This is a genomic window from Arthrobacter sp. 131MFCol6.1 (assembly GCF_000374925.1).
Lineage (GTDB): Bacteria > Actinomycetota > Actinomycetes > Actinomycetales > Micrococcaceae > Arthrobacter.
In genome coordinates, this window is the sequence record NZ_KB895544.1 from 74,774 (window position 1) to 88,884 (window position 14,111).

Here is a 14,111-nt window from a genome sequence, read left to right on the forward strand (position 1 = left end):
GCACCGCCGGAGCCCGGAGTTCCCCCGGATCCGGCCATGGCCCCGGCGTAGGCTGGTGCCATGACGGCACAGATTGAGCGGGAATTCGATGTCATTGTGATCGGCGCCGGGGCTGTGGGCGAGAATGTGGCGGACCGCGTGGTCCGCGGCGGCCTGACAGCAGTGCTCATCGAGGCGGAGCTGGTCGGCGGCGAGTGCTCCTACTGGGCCTGCATGCCTTCGAAGGCGCTCCTGCGGCCGGGCACTGCGCTGCATGGCGCGCAAAGGGTCCCCGGCGCCCAGGAAGCAGTCACCCGCACCCTGGATCCGGCAGCCGTGCTGAAGCGGCGGGACTACTTCACCTCGAACTGGCAGGACGACAGCCAGGTCAAGTGGGTGGAGGACACAGGCATCGAACTGATCCGCGGCCACGGCTGGATCACCGCTCCGCGGCAGGTCGAGGTGGCCGGGCTGGACGGCAACGGCTACGCGCTCACGGCCCGGCACGCCGTGGTGGTCGCCACGGGCTCCGCCCCCAACCAGCCGCCGGTCGAGGGGCTTCACGACGTCGAGTACTGGACCACCAGGGAGGCGACCTCGGCCCGCGCGGTCCCCGCGCGGCTTGCGGTCCTCGGCGGCGGCGTTGCCGGCGTCGAACTCGCCCAGGCCTATGCCCGCCTTGGCTCGTCCGTGACACTCGTGGCCCGCGGCGGGCTCCTGGGCGTTTTCCCGGAGCAGGCCGCAGACCTGGTCGCTGCCGGCCTGCGCGCCGATGGCGTCGACCTCCGCCTGCACACGGGTACGCGGAGTGTGCATGAGAACGACGACGGCTCCCTCACCGTCGTGCTCGACGGCAGCCCCAAGGACGGCCCGGGCGCCGGCCCCGCTGCCGGCGCGGCCCCCGGCGCGACGGTCACGGCAGACAAGCTGCTTGTCTCCACGGGCCGGCATCCCGCCCTTGAGGGGCTCGGCCTGGACAGCGTCGGCCTCGCGGCACCGGAGGGCGGGACCCTGCGGCTCACCACCGATTCCACCGGACTAGTCCACCACGCCACCGAGAACGATGTGTCCGGCTCCCCGTGGCTCTACGCTGCGGGCGACGCCGCCGGACGGGCGATGCTGACGCACCAGGGCAAGTACGGGGCCCGGGCCACCGGAGACGCCATTGCCGCCCGGGCCAAGGGCGAACTCAGCGGCGAGCCGGCACCGTGGAGCCGCTTTGCCCAGACGGCCTATGAGCACGCGGTGCCGAACGTGGTGTTTACCGATCCGGAACTGGCGAATGTCGGCCGGACCATGGCGCAGGCGGAGAAGGACGGCTTCCGGGCCTCCGCCGTGGAACTCCCCATCCAGGTGGCCGGTTCCTCCCTGCACGCCGAACACTACGAGGGGTGGGCGCAGCTGGTCATCGACGAGGACCGCAAGGTGCTGCTGGGCGCCACGTTCGCCGGCCCGGATGTGGCTGAACTCCTGCACGCAGCCACCATTGCGGTGGTGGGGGAAGTGCCGCTGGACCGGCTGTGGCACGCCGTGCCCTCCTATCCGACCATCAGCGAGGTCTGGCTCCGCCTGCTGGAAGAGTACGGCCTCTGACCGGCCGGGGATGAGCCGCCGGCGCCGCCGCCCCGTGGCACCGGCTGAGGCTGCGGCCGCAGGCGGCGGCACGTCTCGTTCATCACACCGCCCGCATTCTATTTGAACTGACTGGTCAGTTTAGTTAGCCTTGAGTGGACATCGTTCCTGCGAAAGGCCCGCTTTGCTCTGCGTACACCAGCTCTCCGTGACCGGCCGGCGGGATGACCTCCTGCCGCCCACCTCGCTGGAGGCCGCACGCGGTGGCCTCCTGCTCGTCGAGGGCGTCCGCCAGGACCAGCGCACCGCCCTGGCCCTGGCCCTGAGCGGGCGCATGAAGCCGTCCGCCGGAACCGTGGGCTGGGACGGAAGTGCCCGGATCAAGGACCTCCGGCAGGCGAGCAGCGTGGTCGACTCCCCTGGCGTCAACGAGCCCGAACAGCACCTGAGCGTCCGCGACCTCGTCACCGAGGACCTGGCCCTGGTGCCGCGCCGCCACCGCGGCGCCGCGCGCAGCACACCCTGGCTCAGGCTCAACGGGTTCGAAGACATTGCCTCGCTGTGGACCGAGCAGCTGCCGGCGGGTCGGCGGATCGAGCTGCTCACGGCGCTTGCCCTCGCCAATCCGGACACCGGCCTCCTCGTGGTCGACTCCCCCGATCGGCACAGCGGCGACACTGCCGACTGGCTGCCGCGGCTGCAGGAACTGGCGCACGACGCCGGGCGGCCGCTCGCCGTCGTCGCCACCGTCACCCGGATCCCGGAGCGCTGGTCCGGGCCCGCCGCCATGATCGGCAATGCACTCGCGCACGAAAAGCTCGCGCCCGAAACCCTCCCAACAGAACCCCTCTCCCCCGAAACCGAGGACGCAAAGTGACTGTGCTGCGGCTGGCCCGCTCCGAGCTCAAACGAATGACCGGCGGGCTGCTGCCCAAGCTGACCATCCTGGCCCTGGCCCTGGTCCCGCTGCTTTACGGCGCCGTGTACCTCTACGCCAACTGGGATCCGTACGGCAAGCTGAACCAGATCGATGCCGCCCTGGTGGTCCAGGACTTCGGTGCCACGGCCGCCGACGGCACGCGGCTGGAGGCCGGCCGGAAGGTCGCCGAGTCCTTGGTGGATGGCCACGTCTTTAACTGGAAGACGGTCGCCAGCACCGAGGAAGCGGACCAGGGCGTCAGTAATGGCACGTACGCGTTCGCCCTGAAAATCCCGCAGGACTTTTCCGCGAACCTGGTCTCCCCCGGCAGCTTCGACGCCGCCAACCAGGCCATGCTCAACGTCACCACCAACGATGCCAACAACTATCTCCTAAGCACTATCGTGGACAAGCTGACCACCGCGGTGCACACCACGGTCGCCAAGGAGGTGGGCGAGGAGACCGCCAACCAACTCCTCACCGGATTCGGCACCATCCACACGCAGATGCTCAAGGCCTCCGACGGCGCGGGCCAGCTCGCCGACGGCGTCGCCCGGCTCCACGAGGGCACCGTGACCCTGCACCAGGGCACCGGCGAGCTCAAAACCGGTGCCACCGAGCTCTACAACGGCGAGCTCAAGCTCCGCGACGGCGCCGCTTCGCTCAGCGCCGGGGCCGGCCAGCTCAGCAGCGGCCTCACCCAACTCAAGGACAAGACCGCGGCCCTGCCCGCCGACGCAAAGCGGCTGGCCGACGGCGCCGCGCAGGTGGCGGCCGGCAACGCCGCGCTCACCGCCGCGTTTAACAACACAGCGCAGGCCATCCCCGGGCAGCTTGCCGCCGCGCAACAGTCCGCGCAGCAAGCCGCCGCGCAGGCCCAGCGCAGCAGGGTGGTGGACTCCACCTCCCGCCTGGTCGCCGCCGGCGTTCTCACGCAGGAGCAGGCGGACAAGGTAGTGGCCGACGTCGACGCCACCCCCGCGCCGCCCGCGGCTTCCGCGGCTTCAGCTGCGGCGGCTGCCTCCGGCGCCAAGCTGCAGGCCGCCGCGGCGCAGGTCCAGAAGCTGGCCGACGGTTCCGCCGCCGTCAGCGCCGGCGCGGCCCAGCTGGCGGGCGCCGCGCCGGCCCTCAGCGATGCCGTCGCCAAGGCCTCCGCGGGGGCGGACCATCTCGCCGGCGGTTCGGCGGCCCTCGCCGCCGGCCAGCAGAACGCCGTTGACGGCGCGGGCAGGCTCGTGCAGGGTGCGCAGAAACTTGACGACGGCGCGGCGCAGCTGGAGAGCGGTGCGGCGACCGCCTCCGACGGCGCGGGAACACTCGCCGCGGAACTCGCCAAGGGCGCCGGCAAGGTCCCCAACCCCGACGATGCCCAGAAGCACAGCCTCTCCAAGGTCATGGCCGATCCGGTGGCCGTCAGCAATGTCTCGCAGGCCAAGGCCGGGTCCTACGGCGCCGGTCTGGCACCGTTCTTCCTGACGCTGGCCCTGTGGATCGGCATCTTCATGCTGGTGCAGGCGATGCGCCCGGTCACCCAGCGGGCGCTGGCCTCCAATGCACCGGCCTGGAAGATTGCCGCAGGCGGCTGGCTCCCCTTCCTGGCGGTCTCCGCCGTGCAGGCGAGCCTGCTGACCCTGGTGGTGGACGTGGGGCTCGGACTGGACCCCGCCCACCCGGTGCTCATGTGGTTCCTCATGCTGGCGGCCGCGATGGCGTTCAGCGCAATCATCCAGGGCGTGGTGGCGCTTTTGGGCTCGCCCGGCAAGCTCGTGGTGCTCATCCTGCTGGTGCTGCAGCTGGTGTCCTCTGGCGGCACTTTCCCGTGGCAGACCACGCCCGAACCGCTGCACGTGGTCCACCAGATCCTGCCGATGGGCTACGTGGTCAGCGGCATGCGGCACCTGATTTACGGTGCTGACCTGGCACTGATCCTGCCCACCATGCTGGGTCTGGTTGGCTACACTTTGCTGGGACTGGCAATGTCGACCGTTGCCGTCCGAAAGAACAAATACTGGACTCTCAAGACGCTGAAACCGGAGATCGCCGTATGACCACCAGCCCCAGCGGCGGCAGCCTGGCAGGTTCCGGGGACGCCGGGAAAAAGCTCCGCCCAGCCCGCACGAACGCCACAAAACAGAAACTGTTCGAGGCGTCCATGGAACTGATCGGCGAGCGCGGCGCGGCGGGCGTGACAGTGGACGAGATCGCCACGGCAGCCGGGGTGTCCAAGGGCACGGTGTATTACAACTTTGGCAGCAAGTCGGACCTGATCGCCCAGCTGCTGCGCCACGGCGTGGACATCCTCCTGGCACGGCTCTTGAGTGTCCGCGACGACTCCGCCGATCCCCTCGCCGCCATGGAGGAGATGATCGGCCAGGCCATGGACTTCATGGCCGAGTACCCGTCCTTCGCCCGGCTTTGGGTCAGCGAAAACTGGCGCACCCCCAGCGAATGGCAGGACACCTTCGCCGAGCTCCGCGGGCGCCTGCTCGCGGTGATCGGCTCAGCCATCGACAGCGTCGCCGCCGTCTACCCCGTGGATTCCGGCGTATCCCGGGGCAGCCTGGAAACGGCAATCTTTGGGGCCTGCTTCGTGGTGGGCCTGGACCGCCAGACGTACAACCCGGAGCGGACCAGGGAGCAAAGTGTGGCCGCAATCATGGCCTCCATGCGCGGCTACGTCGTGAAGCAGCCGCCCGCTCAGGCATGATTGTTCACATGCGTCACATGGGTACCAGTGGGAAAGTCGCCATCGGAGCGTTCCTCACTGCCCTGGCACTTCTGGTCCTGACCGGAATCACCCTGCACGAGTGGGTGCTGGTGTGGTTCGTCGGGGCTGCCGCCACGGCCTATGTGGCCTGCGTGGCGGAGGTGGTGGTCCGGCGCCGGCACAAGACTTTGGCCGCGAGCGGGGTCGGCAGCATCCTCTTCATCGCGTTCGGGGTCGCCTTCCTGCGCCAGTGGGGGCTGGCCTTCAACCCCGATCCCGATGCCCTGTCCACGCGCGTCGATTCCGAGCATCCGGATTTGTACTTCTATCTGGCCGCGGCCGCCGGAGCCGTCACCTTACTGTTGCTGTTCGCCGGCACTGTCATGCCCGGCAGGAGCCACGGCCGACGTTCCCCGGGCCGGGCTCCGCGGCGCCGCCCGGCGCCCGTCGCGCGAGGCGCGGGGTCCAGGTCCGCGAACCCGCGGCCTTCCGCGCCGCGCCCGACGCCGAGAGGAACCGCCGCCCGCCCGGCGGTTCCGCGGGCGGCTGCCCGGCCCGCGGCCAAGTCACCGGCCAAGCCCGCGGCGAAGACTCCGGGCAAGCCCGCGGCGAAGACACCGGCCAAGGCACCTGCCCCCAAATCACCGGCCCGGGCCTCCGCCCGCCGCTGAGTTCCGCGCACCGCCACCCTGACGGCGGAGCGGCTCAGCTCAGGAGTTTCCGCCCGGAGGCAGCTCAGGGGTTCGGCTCAGAGGTTTCGCGGCCGGTCTTCCCGGGGGGCCGCATCCGGGCCCGGGGTGGTGTCGGACCGGGTGACGTCCTCGCGGCTGCGCTGGTCGGCCGACGCTTGCTCGCCGGACGCTTGCTGGCCGGGGACGGGGGTGCCCGCTGCTGGCTCGGCGGTGGCCCGCTCGGCGCGCAAATCCCCACGGGTCGGCATTTGCGCGCTTTCGGCTTCGCGTTCGGAGGTGACCACGTCAGGGTCCACTTCGTCGGCTTTGCGCAGTTGCTCCTGCGCGCCGGAGCGGACGCTTTCGGCCTCCTCCTTGCGGTTGCGGGCTTCCTGCCGCAGCCGCTCGGCCTCAAGGTCGGCCTCTTGGGCGTCGGCCTCGGCACGGGCCGCCTTGGCCTCGCGTTCCCGCGCAGCGAATTCGTCGGCCTTGGCCTGTTCACGCATCTCGGCGGCGCGGTTCCGGTCCGCGGCCACCTTGCGCTTGCGGCTGACCATGACCGCCACCGCCACGATCGCGAGCACCACGACGATGCCGACGATAATTCCTATGAGCTGCCCTGAATCCACGTTGATCACCTTTTCTCCGGGTTGCAACAGATGCCCCAAAACCACTGGAAAAAACCACATGACTAAACAGCATCAGTAAAGCGCAGATCGGCGCCGGTTGCTATGGATTCCGCAGCCCTCACCGGGCGGACCTGCGGTTATTTGGCGCGGGGGACCTTGAAGTGGGTCAGCTTGGCGTCCTGTCCGTCCAGTTCGGCCCAGGACTTTTCCGTCTCCAGGATGGTCAGCCCGCTGGTCGGATAGCGCGTGGCGGCGTCCATGTAGGCATCGTGGTCGGAGTCTCGCGACGCCAGATGCATGGCAAGGTCCTGCACACCGGGCATGTGTGAAATCACCATGAGGGTGGTCACGGTGTCCGGGACATGGTTGATGACGGCCAGCATGCGCAAGGCGGAGGCGGCGTACAGGCCATCCTCGAGCTTGGGCGTCGGCGCCTTGTCCCCGAGGGCGTGGCACACCCACGTGCAGGTCTGGCGGGTCCGCAAAGCGCTGGAGCAGAGGATGAAATCAGGGACCACGCCGTGCTTGAGCAGCCACTTTCCGGCGACGGGGGCGTCCTTGTGGCCGCGTTCTTCGAGCGGCCTTTCGTGGTCGGCAACCCCGCCGGGCCAATCGGACTTGGCGTGCCGCATGATCACCAGCCGTTTGATGTGATGCGCGCTCATGCCCCAATCCTAGTGCGGTGGCTGGCCCACGGGCGCGCATCCCACCAGCGTTCGCTCAGTCTTCAAGGACAAAGGTCACTTCCAGCACGACGTGCCAGGCAACGACGGCGCCGTCGCTGATTTCGACCTTTTGTTCCTTTACCCATGCCCCCGTGACATTGCGAAGGGTCTTGTTAGCCCGGTCGATGCCCTCCTTGATGGCAGCATCAAACGAGGTCTTGGAGTTCGCGCTCAGGGTAGTAATCCGTGCAACAGACATGTTTTCCTCCCAATAGTCGGCTCAACGGTCCGAGACTACGCCGGCCCCCCGAAAGGCAACAGAGCCCAACCAAAACCACCCGCCGGCGGCTTCGCCGGATTTGGGGCCGTGCCCGCTTCGCGGTGCCCGCCACGCCGCGGCCCCAAAATCCGGCCTCGCCGCCTCAGCTTCTGAGGCACGTACAAGACAACCCAGCCGCGGAGGCACCTACCCGTCAGCGAGCCCACCCGAAGCGAACGTCGTGGAATGTGTCTGCCCGGCGGAAGCGAAGTGGGTTTCCGCGTAGTGCCGCATCGCCGACTGAGGAACGAAGGAGGTGTCTAAGGCACGGCGGAAACTCGCTGAAGCTTCCGGGAAAGCGAAAGCGCCCGCCCCCTACAAGTAGGGAACGGACGCTTTACGGCAAGGAAGAAGCTAGATCGAGTATTCCGGAGCGGCCCAGACAACCACTTCGGGGTGCTCGTAGAACCGGTAACCCTGGCCGCGCACGGTGCGCACGGTGTTGGCGAGGCGGCCGAGCTTGGAACGCAGGCGGCGGATGTGGACGTCGATGGTCCGCTCGTTCGGGACCTCTTCGGCGTTCCGCCACAGGCCTTCGAGGAGCTCGTCGCGGCCAACGGTGCGGGTGCCGTTCTCCACGAGGTAGTTCAGGAGCTCGAACTCCTTGAACGTCAGGTTCAGGGACTCGCCGTCGAGGTGCACCTCACGGCGGGCGAGGTCAATCAGCACGCCGGAAGGCCGCGGATCCTGCGGCTGCTGCAGGCGGGCGGTCTCGGTGCGCTGGCGGGCCCCTGCGGTGGGGTCGCCGAAGGTCGAGCGGACGACGTCGAGGGCGGAACCCGGGGCACTGGCCGGCGCGACGGCGACGGCGGCGTAGCTTTCGGCGCCGGCCACGAGCGACTGTGCGTAGGCCCGGATTTCCTGGGCAAGCTTGGCGATGGAGGTGCCGGCCGCAGCCGCGGTTTCCTCGTCGATGCCCATGTACAGCACGAAGCCGCGGGCGACGTTGTCACTGGGAGCCGGACGGACCGGGCTGCCGGCACCCGGGGCGATCACGGGGGTGGGCGCCGTAGCGGGGGCGGGCGGAACGGCACGGAGCTGGCCGTAGGAGTCAGGGTTGTAGCCCTGAGCTGCATATCCGGGGGCGGGGAAGCTGCCCGTGGATCCGGCGGGGGCGAACGCGGAGCGGCCGCCAAAGCCCTGGCGGATCCCGGAGGCCTGGCCCGCCTTGCTGGCGTTACGGACGGAGATGTGGACGTATCCGGATGCAACTGACATGGAATGCTTACCTCAATGTGAATGGCCGTCATCGCGGCTCGAATGCTTCTTTCCCCGCAATGAAATTGGGGAGGGGCGCCCGACTCTGGGCTGGGGGGCGAATGCCTAGAAACCTTTAGGGGTGTAAAAGTTAGGCGTGCATTCGACAACAGCGCATCTCGGTACCAGCGGGTGTGCTGATCCAGGAAGCTGCGGCTGCAGGTGCTGTTGAGTTCTTGTTCACAATTGAAGTGTGCAACGTAACAATGTAAACGTGCAAGTAACAATGGACCCCGGATTCCACATAGTGAGACAGATCAAGGATTTGTAGCGCAAGTCACAATTCTGCAGCGGCAATAAAATAACAAGTGTTTTACTGACCGGAAGGTCAGGAAGCATTCTTTGTCGAATATTATTCGGCCTCAAGCCGCAAAGCGGCGGAAATCATTCACAGCACGGCAAGTTGGGCAAAACCGGGTCTGCCCACCGTTCCCTGCGCGGGGGTCCACGGAGTGGGCAGCCGGCATTGCCGCCGGCCAGGCACGGCGGCAATGCCGGCTGCGGCGGTCAGTTCGACTGGCCGGTGGCCGTCGCCGCCACCACGATGACGGAGGCCGCCGTGTAGCCGGAACCTTCCTTGGCCGCCACGATCCGCACCGTCCCGCCCGCGACGATGTCCGCCACGCTCAGCTGGGCGCCCGTGCCGCCGGCCTGCTGGCGCCGCTGTTGCAGATTACTCACCACCACGTCGCTGCCCAGCGCATAGCTGCGTGTGAAACCGTCGCTGCTCTTGACCGTCACGGAGGAAGAGCTGATTTCGCTTACTGTGCCCAGCTGCTCGGCCATCGTCGTGTAGGCGCTTCCTTGCAGCACAACGTATTCGGCATGCACGGCCGCGGAAAGCCCGCTGCCCATCCCGCCGGCAGCGAAGTCGCCGGGACCGCCCTGCCCCGGCATGCCGCCTCCCCCGAAACCGCCTTGCGCGGAACCGTCTTGCGCGGAGCCGGGCACGCCGGGGGCGAAACCCTGGCCGCCGGTTCCCCCGGCCGCCGCCCCGCCGGCGGCACCAGTGGCTGCCGTGGCACTTGAGGTCAGGGCATAAACGCCCGCCCCGGCGCCGACAGCCAGGACAGCCGCGGCCCCGGCGACGGCGAGCCCCCGCTTGAGGGTCCAGGGCTTCGCCGCCGAGGCCGTCTTGGCGGAACTTCCCGGCGCGCCCCAGCCCGTGGCCGCCGCAGTCGCGGGAGGCTCCTGCCGGGGCATGCCCCAAGCCGGTTCCGACGCCGGAACCGTCCAGACCGGGGGCGCGCCCCAGCCGGCAGCTGGGCCCGCTGCCGGTTGCCCGGCGTCGTGCTGTCCAATGTCGGTGTGTCCGGCGTCGTGCTGCCAGGCAGCGCTGGGCGCGGTCACGGGCGCGGGCGCCGCTGTTGCGCCGGTTGTGGGCGCGGGGGCGGGTACGGGGGCTGGCTCGGGGGCTGGCTCGGGGGCTGGTCCGGAACCGGCTGCGGGATGCTGACCGCTCATGGTGTTTCTCCTTAGGGTGCGGATCGGTGTTCACCCCAGAGTGGTGAGCGATCCTGTGCCTGGGCTGTGCGGGCCGACAGCCCGGCCTGTGACGTTCGGGCCTGACGGGAAGGGCGGATTGAGCGCGGCCGTCGCCGCCTGTACGGTCCCGCAACGGCGTCCAGCTCGCTAGGCTGGGATTCACAGGTGCCGCACAGGGTCCCCAAAGCCGCGCCTAACCGGCAGATCGGAGAGTTGTCCCATGGCCACTTCGCACTCCATGACCAACAACCTTCCCCAGCTCACGCATCCGGACGGCTCCCCCATCCGTGCCCTCGTGGTGGATGACGAGCCCAGCCTCTCCGAACTCATGAGCATGGGCCTGCGGATGGCCGGATGGTCCGTGGCCGTGGCCGAGGACGGGCCCGGCGCCGTCCGGCTGGCCAAGGCGTTCCGCCCCGATGTGCTGGTGCTGGATGTGATGCTGCCCGGGTTCGATGGCGTCGAACTGCTGAGCAGGATCCGCGCGTTCGCGCCGGAGGTGCCGGCGCTGTTCCTGACGGCCAAGGATGCCGTCCAGGACCGCATCACCGGGCTGGCAGCCGGCGGCGATGACTACGTCACCAAGCCGTTCAGCATGGAAGAGGTGCTGCTGCGCCTGCACCGGCTGGTCCAGCGCTCCGGGGTGGCCGCCATGGACACCGCCGAACTCGTGGTGGGAGACCTCGTGCTCAATGTCGACACCCGCGAAGTCACCCGGGCCGGGGAGGAACTGCACCTGACCGCCACGCAGTTCGAGCTGCTGCGCTACCTCATGGAAAACCCGAAACGGGTCATCAGCAAGGCCCAGATCCTGGACCGCGTCTGGGACTACGACTTCGGCGGGCAGGCGAACATCGTGGAACTGTACATTTCCTACCTCCGCAAGAAGGTCGACGCCAACCACGCTCCCATGATCCACACGGTGCGCGGAGCCGGGTACGTCCTGAAACCGGCGGACTGATCCGTGCCCTCACTTTCCGGCATGACCCGCGTCCCCGGACGCGACTGGCGCAACCCGTCCACGTGGCATTTGCGCACCAGGCTGGTCCTGGTTGCCATGGCGCTGCTCGTGGCCATCTGCGGCGCTGTGGGCTTGTTCAGCTACGCCTCCATGGACCTCTTCCTCACCCGGCAGCTCGACACCCAGCTGGACCAGGCCTCCCACCGTTCGAGCGAGTTCGGCCGGCCCTCCTCGGACGATTCGGGCAGGCGCCCCGACCCCCTCGAAGCCCGGGGACAGGGCGTCGGGACGCTTAACGCCCGGATAGTGGACGACGAAGTCAGTAGGGCCGGCTTCCTGGCCGGGGACGGCGCGGTCAAGAGCCTCTCCCCCGCCGACAACAAGGTTCTCCTGACCCTCACCCCAAACGGTGTGCCCGTGGACCGGACCCTTTCGGCCGGCGCCTACCGGCTCACGGCCGCGCGTGCGCCGTACGGCGACGTGATTGTGACCGGACTCCCGCTGGCAGAAAAGCAAAACACCCTGACCTCCCTGGTCTGGACCATGGTGGTGGTGTCCGCAGGCGGGCTCGTGTTGATCGGGCTCGCCGGCACGGCCCTGATCCGGCGGACCATGAAGCCGCTGGAACAGCTCTCCGAGGTGGCCACCAAGGTCTCCCGCCTCCCGCTGGACGCCGGCGAGGTGGCGCTCGGGGTGCGCGTCCCGACGTCGGCGGCCCATCCCGGAACGGAAGTGGGCAGCGTGGGCTACGCGCTGAACAAGATGCTGGACAACGTCTCCAACGCCCTCGAAGCGCGGCAGGAGAGCGAGATGAAGGTCCGGCAGTTCGTCGCCGACGCCTCGCACGAACTCCGCACCCCGCTTACGGCCATCCGCGGCTACACGGAGCTGATGCGAATGACTGAGCATTTCACCCCCGACGGCGAGAGGTCCCTCGCCCGTGTGCTAAGCCAGTCCGAGCGGATGACCACGCTCGTGGAGGACCTGCTGCTGCTGGCGCGTCTGGACGAGGGGCAGCCGCTCAAGATCTCCGACGTCGACCTCACCCAACTGGCCATCGAGACGGTCAGCGATGAGAAAGTCATGGCCCCGGACCGCATCTGGCAGCTCGAACTTCCGGACGAGCCCGTGGTGGTGCGCGGTGATGCGACCCAGCTTCACCAGGTCCTCGCCAACCTCCTTTCCAATGCCCGCAAGCACACCGAACCCGGGACCAAGGTGGTCACGGGCGTCATGCGCTCGGCTGACGGCAGTGCCGTGGTCACCGTGACAGACAATGGCAGCGGCATCGCCCCGGAATTTATCGGCCGGGTCTTCGCCCGCTTCGCCCGGGCCGACGCCTCACGCACCAATCCGGCGTCGAGTCCCGCAGCCCTCCCCGCCAGTTCGGTGGTCGCGACGGCGGGGGTCGGGTCCGGGGCCGCCGCCCGCCCGTCTTCCGGCGCCGTTTCCGGCAGCCGCGGAGGCCAGGGCACGGCGACCGCCGCGCCGACTTCCGAGGGCACCAGCGGGTTGGGCCTGTCCATTGTCCAGTCGATCGTGGAGGCCCACGGAGGAACCGTCGAGGTCACGTCCCGGCCGGGCCGCACGGAGTTCGCCGTGCGCCTGCCCGCAGCGCCGCCCGCATAGACGGCGCGGCCGGCACCGCAAGGACCCTGGACCGGACGATTGGTGAACCCAGCGCAACCCGCCACCCCGGCCCTGTGATTCCTGTTACCAAAATGTGACTTAAGCGGTTGGGTCCTGTAGCGTCTTTAGAGTGCGCCGCCATCGGTGCCGCATATCCGGACGGACGCCAAACTCTGCCGCTTCCCGGATTCCGCTGGACCAGGCAGAGGCGGGGGACCCAGAGTTCCCGGGCATTTTGCATTCATGCGCCCTCGGGGTGAAGCCGACACGTGATATTCCGTGCGGCCGGATGACCTCATCCGAACCCGACAGCTAACTCCGCCGGCGTTGAGAGGCCACCATGACTGACTTCCAGGTACAAACGCGCCCTGACGGCGATTCGCATTCCCGCTCAGTTGGCGCAGCTAAGTCGCGCCACCGCGCCGAACCGGCCAAACGGGCATCCGCCCTGTCGCGGTTCGCCGCCGGACTCGGTACAACCGGCCGCCGTGCCGCCGTCGTCACCGCCGCGTGCGCGCTGCTGCTGGGTGGCGGCGCCGCCAGCCAGGCGGCAGAGCCGGGCGCCCACACGGCGAACGTTGCGAGCCAAACGGCCACGATCGCCGACCCGCTGGCCAAGCTCAACTTCGAGCGGGTCCAGGTGGCTGGGCCGACCGCTCTGGCGGAAAAGAACGTGGCTCCCCAGATCTCCGAGGTTAAGGCAGCCGAAGCGCTGATCCCCGCCCCCGCTGCCCCCGCGGCTCCCGCACCCGCACCTGCTCCGGCTCCCGCGGCAGCCCCCGCTCCCGTTCCCGCACCGGCACCCGCACCGGCAGCCGCTCCTGCCCCCGCACCGGCCCCCGCACCGGCGCCGGTCGCAATCGACGACCCTGCCGGGGCCAAGGCCTACGCCGCGTCCCAGCTGGGCCGCTATGGCTGGGCACCTGGCCAGATGCAGTGCCTGCACAAGCTGTGGACCAAGGAATCTGACTGGAAGACCACCGCGACGAACGCCAGCAGCGGCGCCTACGGCGTGGTCCAGTCCCTGCCCGCAACGAAGATGGCGAGCGCCGGGGCCGACTACATGACCAACTACCGGACCCAGATCAACTGGGGCCTGAACTACGTTAAGTCGCGCTACGGCTCCCCCTGCGGCGCCCTGAACTTCCACTACGCACACAACTGGTACTAAACCGGCACTAGCCGCCCCCAGGAGGCCCCGGATCCACACGGATCCGGGGCCTCTTTGTGTCTCCACGGCCGGACCTGCCCGACAGGCCGACTTCCACAGCCCCAGCACAGCTTGACCCTAAAGCCCTCATATGGGCCGCCGGGAAAG

13 protein-coding genes and 1 riboswitch are annotated in these 14,111 nt (G+C 68.8%); of the genes, 8 read left to right on the forward strand and 5 right to left on the reverse strand.

Annotated elements, in window-relative coordinates:
• Positions 1 to 60 precede the first annotated feature (60 nt).
• From C566_RS0110300 to C566_RS21315, 5 genes are all read left to right on the forward strand, one after another.
• A complete protein-coding gene (locus C566_RS0110300) occupies positions 61 to 1,572 on the forward strand; it encodes a dihydrolipoyl dehydrogenase family protein (RefSeq protein WP_018774256.1) in 1,512 nt (503 codons plus the stop codon).
• 163 nt (positions 1,573 to 1,735) lie between these two features.
• On the forward strand, positions 1,736 to 2,428 hold the full coding sequence (locus tag C566_RS0110305) for a hypothetical protein (protein ID WP_018774257.1): 693 nt from the start codon (positions 1,736 to 1,738) through the stop codon (positions 2,426 to 2,428).
• Positions 2,425 to 4,518: a YhgE/Pip family protein gene (locus C566_RS0110310; RefSeq protein WP_018774258.1), complete on the forward strand. Its 2,094-nt coding sequence runs from the start codon at positions 2,425 to 2,427 to the stop codon at positions 4,516 to 4,518. Before C566_RS0110305 ends, C566_RS0110310 begins: the two co-directional genes overlap by 4 nt.
• A complete protein-coding gene (locus C566_RS0110315; protein WP_018774259.1) occupies positions 4,515 to 5,177 on the forward strand; it encodes a TetR/AcrR family transcriptional regulator in 663 nt (220 codons plus the stop codon). Before C566_RS0110310 ends, C566_RS0110315 begins: the two co-directional genes overlap by 4 nt.
• A 17-nt stretch (positions 5,178 to 5,194) precedes the next feature.
• Positions 5,195 to 5,848 carry a hypothetical protein gene (locus C566_RS21315; protein WP_018774260.1) on the forward strand — a complete coding sequence of 218 codons (654 nt, stop codon included), beginning with the start codon at positions 5,195 to 5,197 and terminating at the stop codon, positions 5,846 to 5,848.
• A gap of 77 nt (positions 5,849 to 5,925) precedes the next feature.
• Here C566_RS21315 and C566_RS22120 read toward each other — a convergent pair whose 3' ends face one another.
• The 5 genes from C566_RS22120 to C566_RS0110345 form a co-directional block, all read right to left on the reverse strand.
• Positions 5,926 to 6,477 (reverse strand): hypothetical protein, encoded by a 552-nt coding sequence (locus tag C566_RS22120; RefSeq protein WP_155846855.1) that lies wholly within the window; start codon positions 6,475 to 6,477, stop codon positions 5,926 to 5,928.
• A 137-nt stretch (positions 6,478 to 6,614) separates the two neighbouring features.
• Positions 6,615 to 7,142, reverse strand: coding sequence for a SixA phosphatase family protein (locus tag C566_RS0110330; protein WP_018774262.1), 528 nt, complete (start codon positions 7,140 to 7,142; stop codon positions 6,615 to 6,617).
• 55 nt (positions 7,143 to 7,197) lie between these two features.
• Positions 7,198 to 7,401 (reverse strand): dodecin family protein, encoded by a 204-nt coding sequence (locus C566_RS0110335; protein ID WP_018774263.1) that lies wholly within the window; start codon positions 7,399 to 7,401, stop codon positions 7,198 to 7,200.
• A gap of 414 nt (positions 7,402 to 7,815) precedes the next feature.
• Entirely contained in the window at positions 7,816 to 8,679 is an 864-nt protein-coding gene (locus C566_RS0110340; RefSeq protein ID WP_018774264.1) for a winged helix-turn-helix domain-containing protein, read from the reverse strand.
• A gap of 546 nt (positions 8,680 to 9,225) precedes the next feature.
• A complete protein-coding gene (locus tag C566_RS0110345; RefSeq protein WP_155846856.1) occupies positions 9,226 to 10,182 on the reverse strand; it encodes a hypothetical protein in 957 nt (318 codons plus the stop codon).
• A gap of 241 nt (positions 10,183 to 10,423) precedes the next feature.
• Between C566_RS0110345 and C566_RS0110350 the strand changes: the two genes are divergently transcribed.
• The 3 genes from C566_RS0110350 to C566_RS22710 all read left to right on the forward strand — a co-directional run bounded on the left by C566_RS0110350 (position 10,424) and on the right by C566_RS22710 (position 13,964).
• The gene (locus C566_RS0110350) at positions 10,424 to 11,164 is read left to right on the forward strand and encodes a response regulator transcription factor (protein ID WP_018774266.1); all 741 of its coding nucleotides are present in this window, start codon (positions 10,424 to 10,426) and stop codon (positions 11,162 to 11,164) included.
• A gap of 21 nt (positions 11,165 to 11,185) precedes the next feature.
• The gene (locus C566_RS0110355; protein ID WP_018774267.1) at positions 11,186 to 12,793 is read left to right on the forward strand and encodes a sensor histidine kinase; all 1,608 of its coding nucleotides are present in this window, start codon (positions 11,186 to 11,188) and stop codon (positions 12,791 to 12,793) included.
• 181 nt (positions 12,794 to 12,974) lie between these two features.
• A riboswitch (cyclic di-AMP (ydaO/yuaA leader) is annotated at positions 12,975 to 13,134 on the forward strand.
• Complete coding sequence (locus C566_RS22710) at positions 13,134 to 13,964, forward strand: hypothetical protein (protein ID WP_018774268.1); 831 nt, start codon at positions 13,134 to 13,136, stop codon at positions 13,962 to 13,964. It overlaps the preceding riboswitch by 1 nt.
• Positions 13,965 to 14,111: the final 147 nt, after the last annotated feature.